The organism is Hymenobacter coalescens (assembly GCF_054783195.1).
In genome coordinates, this window is record NZ_BAAGRA010000002.1 from 1 (window position 1) to 22087 (window position 22087).

At 60.8% G+C, this 22087-nt stretch carries 18 protein-coding genes and 1 tRNA gene; 9 read left to right on the plus strand and 10 right to left on the minus strand.

Features of this window, described 5'->3' with window-relative positions; all coding sequences use genetic code 11:
* The first annotated feature begins 420 nt into the window (after positions 1-420).
* Complete coding sequence (locus ACYVKQ_RS01150) at positions 421-2220, plus strand: sensor histidine kinase (protein WP_460574759.1); 1800 nt, start codon at positions 421-423, stop codon at positions 2218-2220.
* Positions 2221-3178: 958 nt separating this feature from the next.
* Positions 3179-3251, plus strand: a tRNA-Thr gene (locus tag ACYVKQ_RS01155).
* A gap of 556 nt (positions 3252-3807) precedes the next feature.
* Here the strand turns inward: ACYVKQ_RS01155 and ACYVKQ_RS01160 are convergent.
* Both ACYVKQ_RS01160 and ACYVKQ_RS01165 read right to left on the minus strand, forming a co-directional pair.
* The gene (locus ACYVKQ_RS01160; protein WP_460574761.1) at positions 3808-4224 is read right to left on the minus strand and encodes a DUF5675 family protein; all 417 of its coding nucleotides are present in this window, start codon (positions 4222-4224) and stop codon (positions 3808-3810) included.
* Positions 4225-4751: 527 nt separating this feature from the next.
* On the minus strand, positions 4752-5120 hold the full coding sequence (locus ACYVKQ_RS01165; RefSeq protein WP_460574763.1) for a 4-fold beta flower protein: 369 nt from the start codon (positions 5118-5120) through the stop codon (positions 4752-4754).
* Positions 5121-5375: 255 nt separating this feature from the next.
* Here ACYVKQ_RS01165 and ACYVKQ_RS01170 point away from each other — a divergent pair, with 255 nt between their 5' ends.
* The 6 genes from ACYVKQ_RS01170 (at position 5376) to ACYVKQ_RS01195 (ending at position 13368) form a co-directional block, all read left to right on the plus strand.
* The gene (locus ACYVKQ_RS01170) at positions 5376-6590 is read left to right on the plus strand and encodes a hypothetical protein (protein ID WP_460574765.1); all 1215 of its coding nucleotides are present in this window, start codon (positions 5376-5378) and stop codon (positions 6588-6590) included.
* A 122-nt stretch (positions 6591-6712) separates the two neighbouring features.
* Entirely contained in the window at positions 6713-7390 is a 678-nt protein-coding gene (locus tag ACYVKQ_RS01175; protein ID WP_460574767.1) for an HD domain-containing protein, read from the plus strand.
* Positions 7391-7537: 147 nt separating this feature from the next.
* Positions 7538-7699 (plus strand): hypothetical protein, encoded by a 162-nt coding sequence (locus ACYVKQ_RS01180; RefSeq protein ID WP_460574769.1) that lies wholly within the window; start codon positions 7538-7540, stop codon positions 7697-7699.
* Between the two features lie 111 nt (positions 7700-7810).
* Complete coding sequence (gene gyrA, locus ACYVKQ_RS01185) at positions 7811-10369, plus strand: DNA gyrase subunit A (protein ID WP_460574771.1); 2559 nt, start codon at positions 7811-7813, stop codon at positions 10367-10369.
* A gap of 70 nt (positions 10370-10439) precedes the next feature.
* Positions 10440-11561, plus strand: a complete 1122-nt coding sequence (locus tag ACYVKQ_RS01190; protein ID WP_460574773.1) for a tetratricopeptide repeat protein — start codon at positions 10440-10442, stop codon at positions 11559-11561.
* An 823-nt stretch (positions 11562-12384) separates the two neighbouring features.
* Positions 12385-13368 (plus strand): hypothetical protein, encoded by a 984-nt coding sequence (locus ACYVKQ_RS01195; protein ID WP_460574774.1) that lies wholly within the window; start codon positions 12385-12387, stop codon positions 13366-13368.
* A gap of 95 nt (positions 13369-13463) precedes the next feature.
* On the opposite strand, the gene ACYVKQ_RS01200 is transcribed toward ACYVKQ_RS01195, so the two are convergent.
* Positions 13464-15146 (minus strand): ArnT family glycosyltransferase, encoded by a 1683-nt coding sequence (locus tag ACYVKQ_RS01200; protein ID WP_460574776.1) that lies wholly within the window; start codon positions 15144-15146, stop codon positions 13464-13466.
* Between the two features lie 137 nt (positions 15147-15283).
* Between ACYVKQ_RS01200 and ACYVKQ_RS01205 the strand changes: the two genes are divergently transcribed.
* Entirely contained in the window at positions 15284-16282 is a 999-nt protein-coding gene (locus ACYVKQ_RS01205; protein WP_460574778.1) for a Rossmann-fold NAD(P)-binding domain-containing protein, read from the plus strand.
* A gap of 24 nt (positions 16283-16306) precedes the next feature.
* On the opposite strand, the gene ACYVKQ_RS01210 is transcribed toward ACYVKQ_RS01205, so the two are convergent.
* From ACYVKQ_RS01210 to hisB, 7 genes are all read right to left on the minus strand, one after another.
* The gene (locus tag ACYVKQ_RS01210) at positions 16307-17011 is read right to left on the minus strand and encodes a lipid-A-disaccharide synthase N-terminal domain-containing protein (protein WP_460574780.1); all 705 of its coding nucleotides are present in this window, start codon (positions 17009-17011) and stop codon (positions 16307-16309) included.
* Positions 17012-17026: 15 nt separating this feature from the next.
* Positions 17027-17779: a glycosyltransferase family protein gene (locus tag ACYVKQ_RS01215; RefSeq protein WP_460574782.1), complete on the minus strand. Its 753-nt coding sequence runs from the start codon at positions 17777-17779 to the stop codon at positions 17027-17029.
* A gap of 181 nt (positions 17780-17960) precedes the next feature.
* The gene (hisIE, locus tag ACYVKQ_RS01220; RefSeq protein ID WP_460574784.1) at positions 17961-18602 is read right to left on the minus strand and encodes a bifunctional phosphoribosyl-AMP cyclohydrolase/phosphoribosyl-ATP diphosphatase HisIE; all 642 of its coding nucleotides are present in this window, start codon (positions 18600-18602) and stop codon (positions 17961-17963) included.
* 136 nt (positions 18603-18738) lie between these two features.
* On the minus strand, positions 18739-19497 hold the full coding sequence (gene hisF, locus ACYVKQ_RS01225; RefSeq protein ID WP_460574786.1) for an imidazole glycerol phosphate synthase subunit HisF: 759 nt from the start codon (positions 19495-19497) through the stop codon (positions 18739-18741).
* A gap of 46 nt (positions 19498-19543) precedes the next feature.
* Entirely contained in the window at positions 19544-20263 is a 720-nt protein-coding gene (gene hisA, locus ACYVKQ_RS01230) for a 1-(5-phosphoribosyl)-5-[(5-phosphoribosylamino)methylideneamino]imidazole-4-carboxamide isomerase (protein ID WP_460574788.1), read from the minus strand.
* Between the two features lie 2 nt (positions 20264-20265).
* Positions 20266-20856 (minus strand): imidazole glycerol phosphate synthase subunit HisH, encoded by a 591-nt coding sequence (gene hisH / locus ACYVKQ_RS01235; RefSeq protein WP_460574790.1) that lies wholly within the window; start codon positions 20854-20856, stop codon positions 20266-20268.
* Positions 20857-20972: 116 nt separating this feature from the next.
* On the minus strand, positions 20973-22073 hold the full coding sequence (gene hisB, locus ACYVKQ_RS01240) for a bifunctional histidinol-phosphatase/imidazoleglycerol-phosphate dehydratase HisB (protein WP_460574792.1): 1101 nt from the start codon (positions 22071-22073) through the stop codon (positions 20973-20975).
* Positions 22074-22087: the final 14 nt, after the last annotated feature.

Sequence of the window (22087 nt, forward strand, 5' to 3'; positions counted from 1 at the left end):
CTTCACCAAAAAGTTAATTAGGCATTAAACCGGAGAGCCATAGCAAAACCCCAACACGCTCTAAGACTATCGTTGAGTGTTCGGATGAATTTATTTGGGTTATGGACTTTAGTTGAGTATTCATTGAATACTTGAATATTGACAGAGTCTATTGGGAATCTGGTGTATGCTTCTATGGTGCGATAATACATTGTAATGTTTTTTATCTTATTACCACTTATAGTTTGGGCGCAAGCGTTTGTGTAGGTCAGAATATACGCCCAAAGCAGAATAACTGCTCCAAAAGATCTTTTGTGATTGAACATGACAAAAGCACCGATTTGATGAGATGAAAGGGAAACGCCAAAGTAATTGCTTTTCTAGAGCATACTACTCCCGCCGTACCTTGCCCCCTGATTCCCCCGCCTCCGCATCCCCTCCATGAACATCCGCACGAAAATAAGCCTGGGCTTCGCGGTGGTGCTGGCCCTGCTGCTGGTGCTGGGCGCCTACGCCACCACGGCTCTGCTGCGCCTTGACAATACCACCCGCCGCATCCGCGAAACCAACGTCTACTCCGTGGAGGTGGGCCAGGTGCTGCTCACCGCCATCGACCAGATGGAAGTAGCGCCCGCCGCGCCCGGCGGACTGCCGCTGTTTCGGCAGGCGCTGAACCAAGCCGCCGACAACGTGACCGAGCCCGCCGAGCAGCCCCTGGTGGACAGCCTGCGGCTCGCGTTGGATAATTACGAACAACGGCTGGCCGCTGGCACCGACGCCGCCGCCTTGGCGCCGTACCGCGCCTACCTGCGCGGCCTCACGCACCGCCTCGTCGACGTGAACGTGGCGGCGCTGGAAGCCAAAAGCCAGGTAGCCGACCGCCGCGCCGCCGAGTCGTTTCGCATCATGCTGGCGCTGGCAGCCTTGGCCGTGGTCATCACGCTGGGCCTGATCATCGGCGTGGCGGAGGCCGCCGCCGTGCCGCTGGAGGAGCTGACGCGGGCCCTGGAGCACGCCACCCAAAACAACTTCGAATCGACCATCCCGGCTGAGCAGTACAACGAGCTGGGTCGCGTCGGGCGGGCCTTCAACCGCTTGCTGCTGGAGCTGCAGGCGTTTCGGCGCTCGGCGCTGTCCGAGCTGATGACCGAGCGCAACCGCCTTTCGGGCGTCGTCAACAGCCTTGACGAGGGCCTGCTGCTGCTCGATCAGTACGGGGTCATCATCCTGGCCAACCCCGCCATCTGCCGCCTCCTAAACCGCGCCGACACCGAGCTGGTCGGGCGGCGGGCCGCAGAGCTGGCCACGGGCCACGAGCTGCTGGCCCGTATGCTGCAGCCGGTGGCCGCACCCCCAGCCGACGAGGCGGAGGAGGCCGTAACCGTAGGCGACGAAAGCGAGGAAGCCGCGCCCTTGCTCACCGTGCGCATCAGCGGCTACGACATGTACTACCGCCTGAGCGTGCACGATCTGCGGGCCTTCGATGAGAGCGGGCAGCACGTGCGCTCAGCCGGGCAGCTGCTGACCCTGCGCAACGTGTCGGAGTTCAAGAAGCTGGATCAGCTCAAGTCCAACTTCCTGGCCACCGTCTCGCACGAGCTCAAAACCCCGCTGGCCAGCATCGGCCTCAGCCTGAAACTGCTCCAGCACGAGCGCACCGACGCCGAGGAACGCGGGCGCCTCGCCCAGGGTATCGGCCAGGAAACCCAGCGCCTGCAGCGCATGGTGGGCGAGCTGCTCACCGTGGCCCGCCTCGACGCCGGCGCGGGCATTCAGCTCAACGTGCGCCCCACGCGGCTGGCGGCGGTCGTGCGCGTGGCTACCGATACCGTGCAGCCCCAGCTCGACGACCGGCGCCTGCAGCTGCACCTGGAACTGCCCGCCGACTTACCCCCCGTGCGCGCCGACGAGGAAAAAACCACCTGGGTGCTCATCAACCTGCTCAGCAACGCCATTCGCTACTCTCCCAACGAGGCCCGGCTGACCGTCCGCGCGCAGCTTACCACCGAAGGGCGGGTGCAGCTGAGCGTGCAGGATTGCGGCCCGGGCATTGCGCCCGAGCACCACGAGCGGATCTTTCAGCGCTTCCACCAGAGTCCCGACGGGCAGGTGCGCCGCGGCAGCACCGGCCTGGGCCTGAGCATCAGCCGCGAATTCCTAATCGCGCAGGGTGGCCGCCTGTGGGTCGAGAGCTTTCCAGGCTGCGGCAGCACGTTTCATTTCACGCTGCCCCTGGCGTAGCCCTAACCAACCGCGCGGGCCGGCGTGAGAAGCTCGTCGGGGGACGTCATCGGGTGCAAGCCCGGCGGCAGCAACACGAGGCGTGACCTTTCTTACCGGATTCAGCGTGCACGAAGCGCTGCTTGTGCGCTTAAGTGGGTTAGCCGGTCGGATGGGGGCAGCCCCTGAAGACAAAGGCAAAGCTTTAGTAAGTGGTCGTGAGCCGTTCGCCCGAATTGATTGATTATCGGTTAAGAGCGGACTGGCACTACACAGCCCATTCATTGCGGCTAGGAAGGACGTCTAAACGCGCGTGACGCCGTGAATGGAAACCAAAAAACTTGTTACTGTCGTATCAAATACGCTACTTTGTCAAAATGAAAAAGTGGCGACCCGCGCTGAGTCGCAGACCGCCACTGCTACCTAAGAGCAGGTCGTTAGCAGCCAGGTAATGACTGCTTTCAACAACACTCCGACGGGCGGCATCCACAGATGCCGGCTGTCCCACAAGCTGGCCAGTAGCCTAGCCAGCTTGCCTTTCGCACGAGTTCCCATCTTAGCTGAGGATGAGGGTGTGCAAACCACCCGCTTCCTGAAGCCTCGGCAGCGCCAACTGCCGAGGCTTCGTCTTTTACAGACGACGCGTTGGCGAGGTGACTACCGTGCGATAAAGTAAAGGTAAGTCTTAGGCAGTTATTTGATAGAGGTTTTACTAATTTTTTTAGTAATCAAGCGTCAGGATTTTGACTTGTTATGACGGTGAATGTGCCTATATTTTGGTTTGTATAGTCCATGTCTACTACGATGCTGCTAAATGTTTATGCTAATTAAATGAGCTAACAGACGTGGTGGCGCTTACTGGCGCAAATCAGATGCATGCTCACTTCCACGAGTTGCGGATAAGGCCTTTCCCGGGATAAATCTTCCTGGGCATGGTTGCGGATTTGCAACCAAAGCAGTAGGTTTGCGCCACAATTACGCCTCCTTAGCTCAGCTGGTAGAGCAACTGACTTGTAATCAGTAGGTCGCTGGTTCGATCCCGGCAGGGGGCTCTTTGTATGTTGAAGCTGCTGTAAACCGTGTGTTTACAGCAGCTTTTTTTGTTGGTGTATCCGGCCGTCTGCTCTCTAAGGCAACGGAAGGTGCAGGCTTAAGCGCAAGGCGCGGTCAGAACTCTTATATAGGCCTGTTGGCTGCGCCTGCTACTGATGAGTCCACGCGTCGTCACATGCGGAATCGATGCTGTTTGGCCAAGGGCACAAACTTTTTCTGGTAGCTACGGCCCTAGGCGCCCAGGGGGAACGTAGAGCTTCCAACGCTCCTGATTGCTAGAGCAAGGGCGGTGTTGCTGACTGCAGGCAGGCTAGCGGCAGGCGGCAATGCCCACCTCATAAAGACCCAGAAACAGCAAGGTCATGCTGGCTACGGTCAAGAGTGTCTTTACGTATTTTTCGTAGGAGTGCATCACAGGCAGCAAGTCAGGTGAATGGGTTCCGGGACCGGTGTGGCCAGACTGAATGATGCCACGCCGCCCGTAAATGCTCCTCGTACGTTTCCGCCGGCCCGGGGTTGATCAAACTTTTCTATCGGGGCCCGCGCTGTTTGGGCCTACTGTGCGTTCAGAATAGTAATGGTGATACGCTCGGCTTTCTCCACGGCTTTGAGTTTGGCGAATAACCTTATAAAGGCCTTCCGGCTGTTGCCGACGCCGGTTTTGTCCGGTAGCAGGGTGCCACCCGGCAGCAGGCAGCCTTCGGTGTCGGCAGCCGTGTTGCCCGAATGAATTCGGATGCCCTCAAAGCCCGGGACGTTCAGCAGCAGTGGCAAGTATTGCTGAAAGCGCTTGGAATACGAATTGACTACTTGGTATGTGCCCGCTGGGATGGCCGTTTTGCCCGGAACCTTCGGTGCGCCGGCCGGGCGCACGACGTCTTCGCAGCCGAAGCATTCGGCTTTGCCGTCGACGAACCATTCGGATAAAGTGCAGCCGCGTCCGTCGGCGCGGCGCTGTACCTTGATTTTCATAGCACGGGCAGATTATGGGTGGCTACGCAAGCAATGTACCCGCCAGCCTCTTGATCCAGCGAGTTTTATTCAAAGAAATTAATATTCTGCATATCAGCTAATCAGGATAAAGTGGAACTAGCGGCCTGAGTGGGGGCGCCCGCCACAAAAAAAACGTCCCATGCCAAGAGGCATGGGACGCCGGGGGAGCAAGTTTGTTTTGGTTGGGGAAAAGAGGGCGGGGCAGGCTAAGCGTCCGGGGTCGATGCCATGCCGGGAAAGGGCCGGGCGGGCGCTTGAACTGCGGTTATCAGCAAAGCAAGGGCTACAAGAGGAAGGGGGCAGGTTGACATGACAGCCAAGGGATTGAAACTGTACAAAGCTCCGTACAATAGAGCGCGTAAACCAGGAAGTTTATGTTATTTGTGTGACAAAGGAATGCAATGCTGTTCATTAGCCATAACGTGTACGATCAGCGAAAAAAGCATCTTTTTGGCGTCACAATTAATTTAATTATGGCTTGCTTGTGACATCTATACTGTGCGCGCCTATTGCTGAAAAAACTCTGGACCTGACAACGTGGACCACTCGGCAATGCGGCCGCGCCGTGCCGGTCGGTTTTTGCGTTTGGGAGGTTTCCTCGGCAATTGGCTTGGGCGGGGCCAGAAACCCGGAGGGGGCGGGGTCACCGGAGGTTTGCTTGGACGCCCGGTAGCATTGTCAGCGAAGAGGGCTGCCCGGCCGGTGCGGTCCAGCACCCAGCCATGGTGAATCCACCCCAGATAGTGGCCGTTGGGGGCATATAGCAACCCGTCATCAAGCCAGGCCGCCAGACGGTTATCCGGGAAATAGATGGCCCGGCAGGCATCATCGGCATAAGCTACCGCAGCACCGGCATGCGAGTATAGAGGAATCATTGGCCACGGATTAAGAATAATCCGATAAACGAAGTCCTGCCCTCGTGCGGTTTGGGCGGGTGCCCTGGCCTTAAACAAAAAAACGCCCCGCCGGCCAAGGCCGACGAGGCGCGAAAGAATAGTTTTGGTAGGGCTAAAGTACGGGATTGTTTGGAAATAGCCACTGTATTGGGCCGCGACAATGCCTGCATGCTGCGTGCAAACAGCGCGTTTTACGTTATTTCGCGCATTCTTGTCATTCCGATTGTGCTTTGCATGCAGCTTGTTGTAGTCAGCACGCCGGCCCAGGCCCGCGAGTTTCTGGAGTTTCCGCCGCGCGTTATCTACCGCCAAGACCCCAACTACATCCGTCCCCTTGACCAGGACGTGGAGGCGGTGTTCGACACGGCTAAAAACAAATTGTTTCAGAAGGGCGAAAACACGCGCTGGCTGCTGCTAGACGAACAGGGGCGCACCATTGGGCGGGTAGCGGCGTTTTTCAACCGCGACACCGCCTTCCCCACGGCTTCCGAAAATGCCTCGGCGGCTGAAACCGCGGCGGAAGAGCGGTTCCGTCACATGGGCGGCATGGGCTTCTTCGAGTGTATCAACGACCAGCAGGCGGCCAACCAGCTTTTCGATGCCTGCCGCGAATGGCTGGCAGCCCGCGGCTTGGAGGGCATGGATGGCCCGATCAACTTCGGCGACCGGGACAAATGGTGGGGGCTATTGACGGATAACTTCGGCTCGCCGATCTACGGGGCCAATTACAACCCGCCGTACTACGCCGAGCTGTTCCGGGCGTACGGGTTCGAGACCTTCTACAAGCAGATTACCTACTACCGCACCGTGCAGGGGCAACTGCACCCGGCTATCCTGGCCCGGGCTGAGCGCCTGGCCAACGACCCGAATTATACGTTCCGACACATGCGCAAGAAGGAGTGGCGCCGGTACGCCGAGGACTTCCGCACGGTGTACAACAAAGCTTGGGTCAAGCACGGCGGCGTCAAGCCCATGTCGTCGGAGGCTGCCGAGAAGCTGATGAAGAGCATGCTCGACATCATGGATGAGCGCATTATCTGGTTTGGTTACTACGGCGGCGAGCCGATTTCCTTCTACATCAATCTGCCCGAAATCAACGAGATACTCCGGTTCTTCAACGGCAAGCTGGGCTGGTGGGAGAAGGTGCAGTTCAAGTACCACCAGCTGCGCGGCACCATCAAGACCTTGTTCGGCGTGGTGTTCGGCGTGGTGCCGGAGCAGCAGCGCAAGGGCGTGGAGGCCGCCATGGTGTACGCGTCGTCGCTGCTGATTCAGAAACCCGGGGCAGTGCCCTACACTCAAACCGTCATGAACTGGATCGGCGACTTCAACCCCAAGATGATGAGCGTAGTCAAGCTGATCGGGGCCGAGCCATGGCGCGAGCACCAGACGCTGCGCTACCTCTTCGACCGCACCCGCGAGTTTCAACGCCACCCGGTTATCGATTAGCGGGCTGCTCCTTTTTGCATGCGGCACTGCGTCAGCGTACTAGCGACCTGGTGTACGGCTGGTTTGGCCGGTTCAGCACACAAACGCGGCCTAATACGCCACGTTCGGTGCATTTTTGCGCCATGACTACTGATGTTCCCGCAGATCTGATTAAGCGCACCGCCGCCTTTGTTGAGGCCGAATTCACGGGCGAAGGCTCCGGCCACGACTGGGCCCACATTCGCCGTGTGTGGCTGGTGGCGCGGGCCCTGGCCCAGGCTGAAGGGGCTGATGCGCTGGTAACGGAGCTGGCCGCCTTGCTGCACGACATTGCCGACTGGAAATTTCACCACGGCGACGAAGAGGCCGGACCCCGGGCTGCCCGCGCCTGGCTGCTGAGCCAGGGAGCTGACGAAAACCTGGTGGCTCGCGTCGAGGAGATTATCCGGGAAGTATCCTTCAAGGGCGCCGGCGTGGCCACACCCGTGAGCAGCCCCGAAGGGGCCTGCGTGCAAGATGCCGACCGCCTCGACGCCATCGGGGCCATCGGCGTGGCCCGGGCTTTTGCTTACGGGGGCCACAAAGGCCGCGCCCTGCACGATCCGGCCCAGCCGCCCGTGCAGCACGGCACCTTCGCCGAATACAAAACCAACGGCGGTGCCACCATCAACCATTTCTACGAAAAGCTGCTGCACCTGCGCGAACGGCTGCACACCGAGGCCGCCCGGCGCATCGCCGCCGAGCGGCATGCCTTCATGGAGCAGTTCCTGGCACAGTTCCTGAAAGAATGGGAGGGAGGCGACCTGCACGGTGCCCACTAAGGGGTTTTGTCCTATCCCGGGGCACGAAATTGGTCGATTTTACGTTGTTTTGTCAGCAAGATGAAAAGAGAAGCTCGTTTGATGCGCAGCGGTCGGGGACTGTTCGTGTTGCTGTTGTTAACCCTCGCTAGCTGCCGCACCTGCCCCATGAATTCGTGCCACGTGCGCAAGGTGCACTTCCACGGCGGGCAGAAATACCGGGGCCAGCCGCTGTGGAAAAAACAGAACCCCGAAATCGGGGAGAAGATCAAAGTACACGGCCAGCCCGACGGGAAAATGCACAACAACCGCAGCAAGTCAAAACCCTGATTTCGCTAGGAAAAAAGGCCTTTTTTCGGTATCTTGCCAGCTTAAATACTACTTCACACCCGGCGTCTGCGGCCCCCGTTTGGGGCGGCCGCGGGCCTTTCGTTTTGACTAATGGCTGAAGGCGAAAAAATCATTCCCATCAACATCGAGGACGAGATGCGCGGCGCGTACATCGACTACTCGATGTCCGTCATCATCTCCCGCGCCCTGCCCGATGTGCGCGACGGCCTGAAGCCCGTGCACCGGCGCGTGCTCTACGGCATGTCGGAGCTGGGCGTATCGTATACCAAAGCCCACAAGAAGAGCGCCCGCATCGTGGGGGAAGTGCTCGGCAAATACCACCCCCACGGCGACTCCTCGGTGTACGACACCATGGTGCGCATGGCCCAGGACTGGTCGCTGCGCTACCCGCTCGTCGACGGCCAGGGCAACTTTGGCTCCATCGACGGCGACTCGCCGGCCGCCATGCGTTACACCGAGGCCCGCCTCAAGCGCCTGGCCGATGAGCTGCTCGGTGACCTGGACAAGGATACGGTGGACTTCCAGCCCAACTTCGACGACTCCTTGGAGGAGCCGTCGGTAATGCCGGCCAAGTTCCCCAACCTGCTGGTGAACGGTTCCTCCGGCATTGCCGTGGGCATGGCCACCAACATGGCCCCGCACAACCTGACGGAAGTAGTGGACGGCATCGTGGCTTACCTGGCCAACCCCGACATCACCGTGCAGGAGCTGATGGAGTACGTAAAGGCCCCGGACTTCCCGACCGGCGGCGTGATTTACGGCTACGAAGGCGTGCGCCAGGCCCTGGAAACGGGCCGCGGCCGCGTGGTCGTGCGTGCCAAGGCGCAGTTTGAGACGCTGCCCAACGGCAAAGAGCAAATCATCGTCACCGAAGTGCCCTACATGGTCAACAAGGCGGCCATGATTCAGCGCACGGCGGAGTTGATCAACGAAAAGAAAATTGAGGGCATCTCCGACCTGCGCGATGAGTCGGACCGCGACGGGATGCGCATCGTGTACGACCTGAAGCGTGACGCCGTGCCGCAGGTGGTGTTGAACAACCTCTTCAAGTACACGCAGCTGCAGTCGACCTTCGGCGTCAACAACGTGGCCCTGGTGAAGGGGCGCCCGATGACGCTCAACCTGCGCGACCTGATCCACCACTTCGTGGAGCACCGCGGCGACGTTATCGTGCGGCGCACCCGCTACGAACTGGCGGAAGCGCAGAAGCGGGCCCACATCCTGGAGGGCCTGCTCATCGCGCTGGACCACCTCGACGAGGTCATTGCCCTGATCCGCAGCTCCCGCGACCCGGAGCTGGCCCGCACCCAGCTCATCGAGCGATTCTCGCTCAGCGACGTGCAGGCTCGCGCCATTCTCGATATGCGCCTGCAGCGCCTCACCGGTCTGGAGCGCGACAAGATCGTGAACGAGTACCAGGAGCTGATGAAGCTCATCGACTACCTGAAGTCGGTGCTGGAGTCGCCCGAGCTGCAGCGCGGTATCATCCGTACCGAGCTGGAGGAAATCCGCGACCGGTACGGCGATGCGCGCCGCACGGAGATTGAGTACGCCGGTGGCGACATCGACTTCGAGTCGCTGATTGCTGAGGAGGCCATGGTCATTACCATCTCCAATGAAGGCTACATCAAGCGCACCTCGCTCGATGAGTACCGTGCCCAGGGCCGCGGCGGCACCGGCGCCAAAGGCGTATCCACCAAGGAGTCGGACTTCACGGAGCACATGTTCGTGGCTTCGACCCACGACTTCCTGCTGCTCTTCACCGAAGGCGGCCGCCTGTTCTGGAAGAAAGCTTACGAGTTGCCCGAAGGCGGCAAGGCGGCCAAGGGGCGTCCGATCCAAAATCTGATTCCGGAGCTAGCCGATGACCCGGTGCGCTCCGTGCTGAACGTGCGCGACCTGCGCGACCCGGACTACGCCCAGAACAATTACCTGATGTTCTGCACGGAGCAGGGCACGGTGAAGAAAACCACGCTGGAAGCCTACTCGCGTCCTCGCGCCGCCGGCATCAATGCCATTACCATCAACGAGGGCGACCGGCTGCTCGACGTGCAGCTGACCACCGGCACAAGCGAAGTCATCTTGGCCTCGAAGCTGGGCCGTGCCGTGCGCTTTAACGAAGCCAACGTGCGCCCCATGGGCCGGACGGCGGCCGGCGTGCGCGGCATCACCCTGGCCGAAGATGCGGACGACCGCGTGGTGGGCATGGTGTGCCTCTCGGACCCGAGCAAAGAACTGCTTGTGGTGTCGGAAAACGGCTACGGCAAGCGCAGCCCCATCGATGACTACCGCATTACCAACCGCGGTGCGAAGGGGGTAAGCACCCTGAAAATCACGGATAAGACCGGTGCGCTCGTATCCATTAAGGATGTAAGCGACGACGACGACCTGATGATCATCAACCGTTCGGGCATTACCATCCGTCTGCGGGTGGCCGATGTGCGCTCGATTGGCCGGGCTACGCAGGGCGTGCGCCTGATCAAGATCAGCGAAGGCGACGAAATCTCATCGGTAGCCAAAGTAGCGGCCGACGACAAAGACCTGACCGGCGACCTGTTGGAAGCTGTAGCGCAGGAGAGAAGCCAGCCCCTGGCGGCGGCCGATGACCTGGATCAACTGAGCAACGCAGAAGCTCCCGGTGCCGAATAAACCCGGCACCGGGGTTTCCCGTTACCCCCGCAACTTTCTCTCAACCTAGTTTTCCACTCTTTTCATTCCCATGAAGAAAACTGTTCTGACGATTCTCCCTGCGCTGGCTATGCACGCCGCCGTGGCTCAGAATTCGGCCGTCAACAATGCTCAGTTGATGCAAAAAAACGGGACGCTGGACAAAGCCCGCACGGAAATCGATAAGGCGATAGTGAACCCAAAAACCGCGGACAAAGCCAAGACCTGGTACGTTCGGGGCGAAATCTACGAGGGCATGACCCAAAACCCGATCTACGGCAAGCTGCTGCAGCCGGGCGAAGGGGCCAAGGTGGCTTTTGAATCGTACCAGAAGGCCATTGCACTGGAAGGCAAGGACAGCGACTACGGCAAGCAGGCTACCCAGCGGCTGGACAACCTGTATGGTATGGCCCTGAACGCCGGCGTGGAGAGCTACAACGCCCAGAAATACGACGAGGCGCTGACTTCGTACCGCATGGCGCAGCAAATCCGCCCGCAGGACACGACGGCACTGCTTTACTCAGCTTACGCAGCCGAAGCCAAGCAGGACCTGGGCCAGGCCAAGGAAAGCTACAACAAGCTGATGGCCATTAACTACAAATCGCCGCAGCTGTACGACCGCCTGCTGCGCATTGCTCGTCAGGAAAAGAACGAAGCCGAAGCGCAAAAAGTAGTGCAGCAAGCCCTGCAGGCATACCCGAACAACAAAAATTTCTTGCTGGAGGATCTGAATATGGCCCTGAGCGCCGGTCGCGGTGTGGAGGCCATCGACAAGATTCAGAAAGCCATTGCGGCCGACCCCACGAATTCTAACTTGTATTCAGTGTTGGGTTCGGTGTATGAGTCCAGCAAACAGCCCGAGCAGGCCTTGGCCGCGCACAAGAAGGCGGTGGAACTTGATCCGAAGAACTTTGACTCGCTCTACAACTTGGGCGTGTATTACTTCAACAAGGGCGCTGATATCAACCGCACGGTTCGCAATATGGACGTGAAGGCTTATCAGGCACGCGGCAAGAAGCTGGAGGCTGACGGCCGTAAGTATATGGAGCAAGCCATTCCGTACTTTGAATCGGCGCTGCAGGTAAAAGCAGATGACGCGGGCGTTAAGTCGGCCTTGCAGAAAGCGTATCTAAGCGTTGGCCGCAAAGCTGATGCTGAGCGCATGATGAAGTAGTAGGATAGAAGCAGAAACGGGGCTGGCCTGTGGTCAGCCTCGTTTTAGGAATTGTTACTTAACATAATATAAATTATAACACAATAACAGGCTTGCTGATTTAGGCTGATGTCTCTCGTGATAACTGGTTCGGGGAATGGACTTCGAGGTGGCACGCAAGCTCTTTACATGCCCAAAAACTGTATCACTGGCGGTTGTATGGGCACCGCTTGCAGCTCTTACGGTCGCCCTGACATTTATCTTTTTGCTTACCAGGTTGAGCTTTGGTTTCGTGTCCCTTTCTGTTTTTTAATCTTCTTACAGCATGGCTTGCTAAGTTCTTAAACGAATATATGTTTCCCTAAGCCTTGGATGCACTTGTTCTGCTGTGGCGTTACCACTGCTTATTGTATGTGGTGTTGATGGTTCATCGCCTAGTCCTACACTTTGAGATATTCTTTTCTGATCTGGCTTTTGCTTCTCAATTATCCACTGATTGTGCCTTGTTGCTGACTCCTTGTTTCTGAGGGCATATCAGCGCCTCTGGGGCTACCTTGGATTCAGTCATACTTTTAAAGTCTGATGTTTGTAATTACAGCGCTGAATCGGCTTTGCGTGCCTTTACCAGCTTTCTCCGGTGCATCTTCCCTCCTTTTCCGCCCTTACGGAAGATAGATTTTCTATTATCATTGTATGTAAACTGCATTTAGTAATAAATATCTCACTATGGCATAAAAAAGCACATAAAGTATAAAAAAAGTATACGCTGGTTTATACTCATTTATGCTATTTATATCATCTTTTGCTATAATGTGCCATCTTTGGGTAGTCTATCCTTAAGCCCATGCCTAAGACAATTGAATACCCCCGTACCAGTTACCTGTCCGCTTGGGAGGTAGCTGAAGTTGTTGATGACTCCGGAGGAAAATGCTCTATCGAAGCCTGCGCGCGCAAGCTTAACCGCAAGGTGAGCGGCAGTTTCAAGGCCATTCTGGGTTCTGCAGTGAAGTTTGGGTTATTGACCAGCAAGCGTGAGCTTCTGACTACGACCAACCTGTTCCGACGCATTAAGAATGCGTATGACAAAACAGAGGAAAAAATATACCACCGTGAAGCCTTCCTCCATCCTCCGCTCTTCTCCCATATCTGTCGCAAGTTCCGCAACCGGGAATTACCGGTTCACATGCTCGACGTGATGCTAGTGCGGGAGTTTGACGTAGAGGAAATCAATGCTCAAAGCGTAGCGAAGGCCTTTGTTGAAGGCGCCCGCATGGTTGACATCCTGGATGAGCGGAACATCATTGCCGACATCGATCAGCTCACCAAAGCCAGTCCACGGCGCGATTTAGCGAGTCCGGAGATGGGTTTCAACCTGTTTCGGACCGAAGCACAACCACCAATTGCGGAAGCGGCACTGCCGGTGGTACTGGGCTCCACCCCAAGTACCACCCCAGTAGCCATAACGGCACCGGCATTTACCGATGATGCCATAGCCAATCTGTTTGGGCTGGACAATCGGGCAGCAGGCACGGCCACAAGTACTCCGGCTAGTATTCCAACTCCGGCGCCTACGCCCAACGAAGCTGTTAGTCCTTCTCCGGAAACGAATCATGTACCCCCGCCAAGCAAGAGCATATCCGCTACGCCCCGGCTTGTACCGACACCAAGCCAAACGGCTGCTCCAGTAAAAGAACTTGAAGCCGCTTATACCATCCATATCACGGGCCCAGGCATCGACACGCAGCTGGAGTTACTGGACGAAACCGATCTGACCATTGTGCAGGCACTGCTTGACAAGATCAGAAAGCACCTGCAGCGTCAAGCTTAGAGGCGGGGCCGAGAGTGCGCCTGGGCTAGCACACTCTCGGCCCCGCTCCTTTTGACTCGGCTCACGCCCTTCAACCCGGAACATTATTATGTTAACTAACGCGCATGGTTCTGGTAAACTTTGGTTACGTACCAGCGCCCGTCCGCAAACTGATGGCTTAGGTCGAAGCTGTCGACGGTGGTAACCTGCAGGCCCCGCGCAGCAACCCAGCCCGGCGGGAACGGGGCGGCGCCGCGGACGGGCGCGTACAGAAACAGTGGCAGCTGCCGCAGCGGGACCGAATCGGTCGCGAGGTTCCACTCGGGCACCACCCGCCCGGCCGCCCAAATCCACTTGATCTGCATTTCGCCCAAGCTGTAAAGTGGCTGCCTCCGCAGCTCGGATCTTTCCCGCACCACCTGCGCCAACGGCCGCAAGCCTGGGTCATCACGCCGGCGCTGCCATTCGGGGTACACCGGCATCAGCAGCCCACTGGCCACCAACACCGCGCCCAGGCTGCCCCCCACCGCCGCTACGGCCAACTGCCCGCGTCGCCAGAGCAGCCCGGCAACCGCCACCAGCAGCAGGCAGGCAATGGTCACCACCCAATAAGGCCCGGTGTGGAGCGGGAAAGCCCGCAGGCCTGCTGCTGGCAAAGCCGCCGGCACCGCCAGCAAGGCGGTCAACAGGATAACCACCCAGCCCCGAAGCAGCCATCGGTCGGCAGGGGTACGCCGGGCGGCCGACAGCCAGTACCGCAGCAAAGCCGCGGTGAGCAACGCCAAAGGGGGCAGGACTGGCAGCAGGTACCGCTCTTTTTTTTCGGGCACCAGGCTGAGCAACACCAGCGTAGCCACCACCCAAGCCAGCAGCAGCCCGTAAGGCGCGTACGCCCGGATACGCATGGCGGCGTAGGGCCAGATCAGGGTGGCAACGGAGGCCAGGGCCCACAGGCCCATAAACGCCGGGAAATTCAAGTAAAACCAGAGCGACTTCACGTGCCGGCTGGACCAGGAGCCCGATTCCGCCTGAGCCACCTCGGCGGCTTCGTTCAGGTGCTGACTCAGCACGTACAGGGGCCAGGTTCCGCCGACCACCGTTCCTACCCCAACCATGAGCAACAACCCACGCCAATGACGCCGTAGCGCCGCCCGGTCGCCGCGTAGCGCATAGGCCATCAGAAACGGGAGCAACATACCATAGGGTCCTACGGGGCCTTTGCTGAGCATGGATAGCCCGATCAGGGAGCCTGCAGCGCCAAACCACCCCCAGCCCTGCTGGACCGGGCCTTGCAGGCCGCGCAGCAAGGCGAGCACCGCCCCGACCATGAAGGTGTAGCAATAAATGTCCCAGCCGTTGCCGTCGCGGCCGGCGGTGAGCAGCAGCAGCGACGACCCCAGCACCACGGCGGCCAGCCAGGCCGTGCGGCCCCGGTCGGCGGGGGGCGTGAGGCGGCGGGCCAGTCCCTGAAAGCAGAGCACGAGCAGGCAGGCCCCGACCGCGGAAGGCAGCCGCAGCAGCCCCAGATCGGTGGTCGTACCCGTCAGGTGCATCACGACGGCCACCAGCCAAGTAGGCAGCGGCGGCTTGGCCAGGCGCAGTTCGCCGTTCATGGTGGGCAGCAACCAGGAGCCACCGGCGTGTATTTCGCGGGCCGCGACGAAGTTGCGGGCTTCCATCAGCCCGATTTCAGGCGCGTCGAGGCGGGCAAACAACCCCACCCCCAACACCACCCCTAACACCGCCCAGCGCACCCACGGCCGAGGCCAGCCCCCGGCAATCAACGTAGAATCAGCCATACCCAAGAAAGATAGCCCGTATACGCGCCGGACGAGCTTGGGCTACGTATCCGAGAGTGTGGCGCGGCTTTTCGGCTACCTTTGCCCTCTTTCGCCCAGGTTCTTCCCTCCTACCTTTCGCTGTTGCGTTTCGCTTTATGCCCACGGTTCTCGTCACCGGTTGCGCGGGTTTTATCGGTTCCCACCTCTGCCAGCGCCTGCTGGCGGACGGTTTCCGCGTGCTAGGCCTCGATAATTTCGACCCGTTTTACGACCGCAGCCTCAAGGAGGACAACCTGCGGGAACTGCTGCCCCACCCGGCTTTTAGCTTTGCAGAATTGGACCTGCGTGCCGGGTCGGCCGGGCTGGACGCGGCCTGGCCGGCTAGGCAGCACACCCCGGATTTGGTCGTGCACCTGGCGGCCAAAGCCGGCGTAGGCCCGTCGGTGCGGGAGCCGCTGGCTTACCTCGACAACAACGTGCTGGCTACCGGCCACCTGCTGGAATGGATGCGCCAGCGCGGCATCGGACGGCTGCTGTTTGCCTCGTCCTCCTCCGTGTACGGCAACACCCGGCGCCTGCCCTTCCGGGAGGACGAGCAGCTGCAACAGGCCTGCATCTCGCCCTACGCCACCTCCAAGCTGGCCGGGGAAGAGCTGACCTACACCTATCACCACCTTTACCGGCTCAGCGTGCTCAACGCGCGCTTTTTCACCGTGTACGGCCCGCGGCAGCGCCCCGACCTGGCCATTCACAAGTTTGCGCGCCTGCTGCAGGCCGGCCAGCCCATTCCCGTGTACGGCGACGGCTCCACGGCCCGCGACTACACCTTCGTGGCCGATACGGTGGACGGGGTGGTGCGCGGCGTGCGCTACCTGCTCGGCCACCCGGAGCCCGTGTACGAAACCATCAACCTGGGCAACAACTGCCCCGTGCCGCTGCTGGAGTTGATTCAGGCCGTGGCCGCCGCCGTCGGCGTGGAAGCCCGGCTGGATTTCCAGCCCATGCAGGCCGGCGACGTGGACGTGACCTTTGCCGACATCAGCAAGGCCCAGGCGCTGCTGGGCTACGCCCCGCAGACGCCGCTGGCCGAGGGCCTGCGCCAGTTTGTGCAGTGGCTCAGGGCCCCGGAAAAATCCGCGGCCCTTAGTCGGTAATTCCCCACCGCTGCGTAAACAACGCTACCGGCGCGACGGCTCGAGGCTGGGACGCGGGGCCTCTTCGGCCGTCGGCGCGGCGGCTGTGGCCAGCTGCCGGCGCTGCTCGCGGCGCAGCAGCACCATGTTGCGGGCGTATACCACCGTGCCGAACACGTTGCCCACGATGAGGACGATGTCGATGGGGCGGCGCAGCACGGCGTAGGTCAGGATCAGCACCGAACCCACGAAGCTCACCACCCAGAAGCCCAGCGGGAGCACCGACTCGCCCTTGCGCTCCGAGTACAGCCACTGGTAGACGAAGCGCAGCAGGAAGATGGTCTGCCCCACGGCCCCGAGCACGAGCACCCCGCTCGGAATGCGGTTGCGCAACATGGCCTGCAGGCTGAAATGCGCGTTGCCGACCACAAACCAAGCCAGCACGGCCAGCGGGAAGCCGTAAGCCCCGGCGCGGAACCAGGCGTTGAGCTTGCGCCACTCTCCCAGCAGCTGCAGGTTGCGGATGTAGATGCCGTAGCTGATGAGCTGCGCGGCCAGAATCACCGGGTCGTGGCGCAGCATGCCGTAAATGATCATCAGAAACGACGACACCAAGCTGATCTGCCAGAACAGCGTCGGCACGAGCACGCGCCGGGCCCGCTCGCTCTGCACCCACTGCAGCACGATGCGGCTGGAAAACAGCAGCTGCGAGGTCAGCCCGATCAGCAGCGCGACGGTTTCACTGTGCATGGCAGCCGGGGGCGCTTAGGCCGCAGAGTGGTGGTGCTTCTCCCCGACCTCGTAGTTCTTCCAGCGCGAGCGGATCCAGCGGTAGCCGAACGTGTCCACCAGCGGCTTCCAGAGCCGGTTCCAGAGGTTGTACTTGGCCGTGCCGGCGAAGCGCGGAAAGTGGCGCACCGGCAGTTGCTTCACCTTGCCGCCCTGCAGCTGCACCAGCGCCCCGAGGAAGCGGTGCATGCCGTGAAACAGCGGAATGCGGCGGGCATACTCGGTCTTGAGGATCTTCAGCGGGCAGCCAGTGTCCACGATGCCGTCGTTGATCATCAGCCGGCGGAAGTTGTTGGCGATTTTGGAGCTCAGCAGCTTCACGGCCGAATCCTGGCGCTTGGCCCGGATGCCGGTGACCATGTCGTACTCCGGAAAAAACGGCAGCAGCTCCAGGAAGTCCAGCGGCGTGGTCTGGATGTCCGAGTCGATGTAGCCGACGAGCGTGCCGCGGGCGTGGTCGATGCCGGCCTTGATGGCCGTGCTCAGGCCCCGGTTCTGCGCCAATGACACGAACTCGTAGCGCGCGTCGTGGTGGCAGATGGCGCGCAGGATGGGCAGCGAGCCGTCGGTGGAACCGTCGTTGACGAAGAGCACGGTGGTGGCCACCGGCGCGACTTCCAGGTACTTGTTCATCTCCACCACGAACTGCTGCAGGCTCTCTTCTTCGTTGTATACGGGTACGAGGACGGTCAGCGACTGGGTGGCCAGGTAACGGGCGTGGTCAGACATACAAAGGCGAAACGGCCCGCAAGGTAGCCAGAGGATTTTAGGGGCACACTGCCGGGCTCTACGCCGGGCAACGGCCGGGGTTGAAGCCCAGCCGCCCGGGCGGCCCCGACCCGGGTATTACAACTGCTGCGGCCGGCCCGAGGTTTCGAGCCGGCCGCAGCAGTTGTGAAGGGCGCGGCGGTTAGTCGCGCCGCGTGCCGCTCGAAATGGTAGCGTGCCGCTGCCGCAGCACCTGCACCACGTCGTCGAGGCTCAGGCCCGCCGCTGCCAGCAGCACCAGCAGATGGTAAAGCAGATCGGCCACTTCGCCGGGCAGGCCTTCCCGATTGCCAGCCACGGCATCAATGACTGTCTCGACGGCCTCCTCGCCCACCTTCTGGGCGATTTTGGGCATGCCTTTTTGAAACAGCTTCACGGTATAGGAGTTGGGCTCTTCCTCGGGCCGCTGCTGCCGGCGCTGCACCAGGCGCTCCAGCTCGGCCAGGAAGCCCACGGGCGCCGCCGGCACGGCCGCTTGCGCGGGCTGTTCGAAGCAGCTCACCGTGCCCCGGTGGCAGGTCGGCCCGTCGGGCCGGGCCCGGATGAGCAGCGCGTCCTGGTCGCAGTCGGGGTGCAGGCTGACCACTGTCAGGTAGTGGCCGCTGGTTTCGCCCTTGGTCCAGAGCCGGTTCTTGGAACGGGAAAAAAAGGTGACGCGTCCCTCCTGCTCGGTTTTACGCAACGCCTCCTCGTTCACGTAGCCCAGCATCAGCACCTGCCCCGTGTCAGCATCCTGCACGACGGCCGGAATCAGGCCATCCATTTTTTCAAAATCCAGATTCATTATTGGTCAGGCAAAGTGAAAAACGTTGAAATCGAGCAACATAATTCAAGACAAAACAAATAGTAAAATAATTTACTTACTTCATAACGTTATTAGTAAAATAGATTACCAATACCCTGCCACGGGGTGATACCCATTATAACCGCACGGGCACCCCAGCTCCGCGTAGGTGCTGTTTCAGATCCGGAATGCTGATTTCGCCGAAATGAAAGATGCTCGCGGCCAGGCCGGCATCGGCTTTGGCTTGCTGAAACACGTCGGTAAAGTGCTGCATCTGTCCGGCCCCGCCGGAGGCGATTACCGGAACGGATACGGCCGCGCACACTGCTCCCGTCACGTCCAGCGCGAAACCGTCCTTGGTGCCGTCGTGGCTCATGGAAGTGAGCAGCAACTCCCCCGCCCCGCGCTCAGCCGCCTCGCGGCACCACGCCACGGCGTCGCGGCCGGTGGCCTGGGTTCCGGCGCGGGTGTACACCTGCCAGCCGCTTTCGGGCGCGTGCCGGGCATCCACGGCCACCACGATGCACTGCGAGCCAAACCGCTTGGCCAGCTCGTCAATCAGTTCAGGCCGCTGCAGGGCGGCGGAATTGATGGATACTTTGTCGGCTCCGTTGAGCAACAGCGCCTCCACGTCGGCGACGGCCGAGATGCCCCCGCCCACGGTGAACGGGATGTCCAGTTCACGCGCCACGTCGCGCACGAGGGCCACCAGGGTCTGGCGCTTCTGGTTGGTGGCGGTGATGTCGAGGAACACCAGCTCGTCGGCGCCCTGCCGGGCGTATTGGGCGGCCAGCGCCACCGGGTCGCCCGCGTCGCGCAGGCCCTCGAAGCGGACGCCCTTTACGGTGCGCCCGTCCTTCACGTCGAGGCAGGGAATGATTCGTTTGGTCAGCATAAGGACCTTGAGTGCGAAAGAAAAAGGAAATGATGCCGCCCGGAGACTAGCTTACAAAGCGCGTCAGCTCGGACAGGCGGATGGTGCCTTCGTAGATGGCCTTGCCGATGATGGCACCGTGCATGCCGGCTTCGGCCAGCGCTTCCACGTCCGCCACGGTGGTCACACCGCCGCTAGCCACCAGCCGGGCCTGCGGCAGCGCCGCGCGCAATTGCTGGTAGGTGGCCAGGGCCGGGCCCTGCAGCTTGCCGTCCTTGCTCACGTCGGTGCAGACGAAGGTGGTAGCCCCGGCGGCCAGGTACGCCGCCACCAACTCCTGCAGCGTCCGCTCCGACTGCTCGGCCCAGGCGTTGATGGCAATGTGCTGGTCGCGGAAGTCGGCCCCCACAATGATGCGCTCCGCCCCGAACTCCTGCAGCCAGGCCTGCACCGTGGCCGGCTCGCGCACGGCGATGCTGCCCGCGGTGATTTGCGAGGCGCCGGCAGCAAACGCCTGCCGCACGGCGTCTTCGTGCTGCAGCCCTCCCCCAAAGTCGATGACCAGCGAGGTGTGGCGGGCAATGCGCTCGAGCACGGGCAGGTTGACGGGGCGCTTGGCCCGGGCGCCGTCCAAATCTACCAGGTGCAGGCGGCGCAGGCCGTGCTGCTCGAAGCGCTGGGCCACGGCCAGGGGGTCCGAATCGTAGGTGGTTTGCTGGGCGAAGTCGCCTTCGGTCAGGCGCACGCACTGGCCCCCGATCAGATCGATGGCGGGAATGATTTCCATGCTCATAGGGCGAGGAAGTTTTGGAGGATGCGCGTGCCCACCGGCCCGCTTTTCTCGGCGTGGAACTGCACGGCGTAAAAGTTCTGGTGCTGCACAGCGGCGCTGAACGGTGCCGGGTGGGCGCCCTGCGCAATGGTGTACTCGCCCACCGGGGCGTAGTAACTGTGCACGAAGTACACGTGGTCGTCTTCGCGTACGCCGGCCAGCAGCGGTGAGCGTAGCTGCTGCAGGGTGTTCCAGCCCATGTGGGGGACTTTGTGCTCCGCATCGGGTACAAAGCGCAGGACGTCGAAGGGCAGGATGCCCAGCAGCGGCGTGCCGCCGCCTTCCTCGCTGTGCCGACCCAGCAGCTGCATACCCAGGCACACGCCCAGGAAGGGCTGGGTCAGCGTGGGCAGGAGCTGGTCAAGGCCCTGGGCCCGCAGCTCACGCATGGCCGACGAGGCTTCCCCTTCCCCGGGGAAAATGATCTTGTCGGCCCGGCGGATGGCTTCGGGCTCGGCCGTGAGCGTGGCCTGCACGCCCAGCCGCTCCAGGGCGAAAAGTACCGACTGCACGTTGCCGCCTTTGTAATCAACTACTGCTATATCCATTTCTCAAAGAAACATCTTTAAACATTTGAGTAATAAGAGCGCCTGACCTCTCTCTCAATTCGCTCATCTTCAGCCAAGCAGTGGCTTACTCATTTGTTTAAACATTTGATTAAACCCTACAACACCCCTTTCGTGCTCGGTATTTCCATCTTGCTGGCATCGCGCTGCAGGGCGGCTTTGGTTGCCTTCGCTACGGCTTTGAAGATGGCCTCGATCTTATGGTGCTCGTTGTCCCCCTCACACTTGATGTTCAAGTTGCAGCGGGCCGCATCGGAGAAGCTCTTGAAGAAATGGTAAAACATTTCCGTCGGCATGTCACCTACTCGTTCGCGCTTGAACGAGGCGTCCCACACGAGCCAGGGCCGCCCGGAGAAGTCGATGGCCGCCTGGGCCAATGCGTCGTCCATGGGCAGCAAAAACCCGTAGCGGGCCAGCCCGCGCTTGTCGCCGAGGGCCTGGTGGAACGCTTCGCCGATGGCAATGGCCGTGTCTTCGATGGTGTGGTGCTCGTCGATGTGCAGGTCGCCTTGTACCGTCACGTCCAGGTCCACGCCGCTGTGCTTGGCCAGCTGATCGAGCATGTGGTCAAAAAACCCGAGCCCGGTTTTTATACTATGCCGGCCGCTGCCGTCGAGGTTTAGCTCGACGCGGATTTTGGTTTCGTTCGTGTCGCGTTGTACCAGGGCGCGGCGGGCCGGCAGGCGCAGGAATTGGTATATCTCCTCCCAGTTGATGGTGGTCAGGACCGCGCGCGGGTCGGGCTCCTCCCCGATCAGGATGGCCTGGCAGCCGAGGTTCTCGGCGAGTTGCACGTCGGTGAGCCGGTCGCCGAGGACGTACGAGTTCGGCAGGTCGTAGCCGTTCGCCGGATCGAGGTACTGGCCGAGCAGCCCGGTGCCGGGCTTGCGCGTGGGCAGGTTCTCGTGCGCAAAGCTGCGGTCGATGTGGCTGGCCTGGAACTCCACGCCTTCGCCGCGCAGAATGTCGAGCATCAGGTTCTGGCAGGGCCAGAAGGTGTCTTCGGGAAACGAGGCGGTACCGAGCCCGTCCTGGTTGGTCACCAGCACCAGCTCGTAGTCCAGCTCGCGGGCGATGCGGGCCAGGGCCGTGATGGCGCCGGGCAGAAACTGAAACTTATCGAAGCTGTCGACCTGCTGGCTGGGCTGGGGCTCGACGAGAATGGTCCCGTCGCGGTCGATGAAGAGAACTTTTTTCATGGCGGGCGCGAAGC

Coding starts and splice junctions, on each gene's coding strand:
- ACYVKQ_RS01200 (WP_460574776.1), bottom strand. CDS start 15,146: ATGGCTGATTCTACGTTGATTGCCGGGGGCTGGCCTCGGCCGTGGGTG.
- ACYVKQ_RS01180 (WP_460574769.1), top strand. CDS start 7,538: ATGAATTCGTGCCACGTGCGCAAGGTGCACTTCCACGGCGGGCAGAAA.
- ACYVKQ_RS01160 (WP_460574761.1), bottom strand. CDS start 4,224: ATGAAAATCAAGGTACAGCGCCGCGCCGACGGACGCGGCTGCACTTTA.
- ACYVKQ_RS01150 (WP_460574759.1), top strand. CDS start 421: ATGAACATCCGCACGAAAATAAGCCTGGGCTTCGCGGTGGTGCTGGCC.
- ACYVKQ_RS01195 (WP_460574774.1), top strand. CDS start 12,385: ATGCCTAAGACAATTGAATACCCCCGTACCAGTTACCTGTCCGCTTGG.
- hisA (WP_460574788.1), bottom strand. CDS start 20,263: ATGGAAATCATTCCCGCCATCGATCTGATCGGGGGCCAGTGCGTGCGC.
- ACYVKQ_RS01215 (WP_460574782.1), bottom strand. CDS start 17,779: ATGTCTGACCACGCCCGTTACCTGGCCACCCAGTCGCTGACCGTCCTC.
- hisH (WP_460574790.1), bottom strand. CDS start 20,856: ATGGATATAGCAGTAGTTGATTACAAAGGCGGCAACGTGCAGTCGGTA.
- ACYVKQ_RS01165 (WP_460574763.1), bottom strand. CDS start 5,120: ATGATTCCTCTATACTCGCATGCCGGTGCTGCGGTAGCTTATGCCGAT.
- gyrA (WP_460574771.1), top strand. CDS start 7,811: ATGGCTGAAGGCGAAAAAATCATTCCCATCAACATCGAGGACGAGATG.
- ACYVKQ_RS01210 (WP_460574780.1), bottom strand. CDS start 17,011: ATGCACAGTGAAACCGTCGCGCTGCTGATCGGGCTGACCTCGCAGCTG.
- hisIE (WP_460574784.1), bottom strand. CDS start 18,602: ATGAATCTGGATTTTGAAAAAATGGATGGCCTGATTCCGGCCGTCGTG.
- ACYVKQ_RS01170 (WP_460574765.1), top strand. CDS start 5,376: ATGCAGCTTGTTGTAGTCAGCACGCCGGCCCAGGCCCGCGAGTTTCTG.
- ACYVKQ_RS01175 (WP_460574767.1), top strand. CDS start 6,713: ATGACTACTGATGTTCCCGCAGATCTGATTAAGCGCACCGCCGCCTTT.
- hisF (WP_460574786.1), bottom strand. CDS start 19,497: ATGCTGACCAAACGAATCATTCCCTGCCTCGACGTGAAGGACGGGCGC.
- ACYVKQ_RS01205 (WP_460574778.1), top strand. CDS start 15,284: ATGCCCACGGTTCTCGTCACCGGTTGCGCGGGTTTTATCGGTTCCCAC.
- ACYVKQ_RS01190 (WP_460574773.1), top strand. CDS start 10,440: ATGAAGAAAACTGTTCTGACGATTCTCCCTGCGCTGGCTATGCACGCC.
- hisB (WP_460574792.1), bottom strand. CDS start 22,073: ATGAAAAAAGTTCTCTTCATCGACCGCGACGGGACCATTCTCGTCGAG.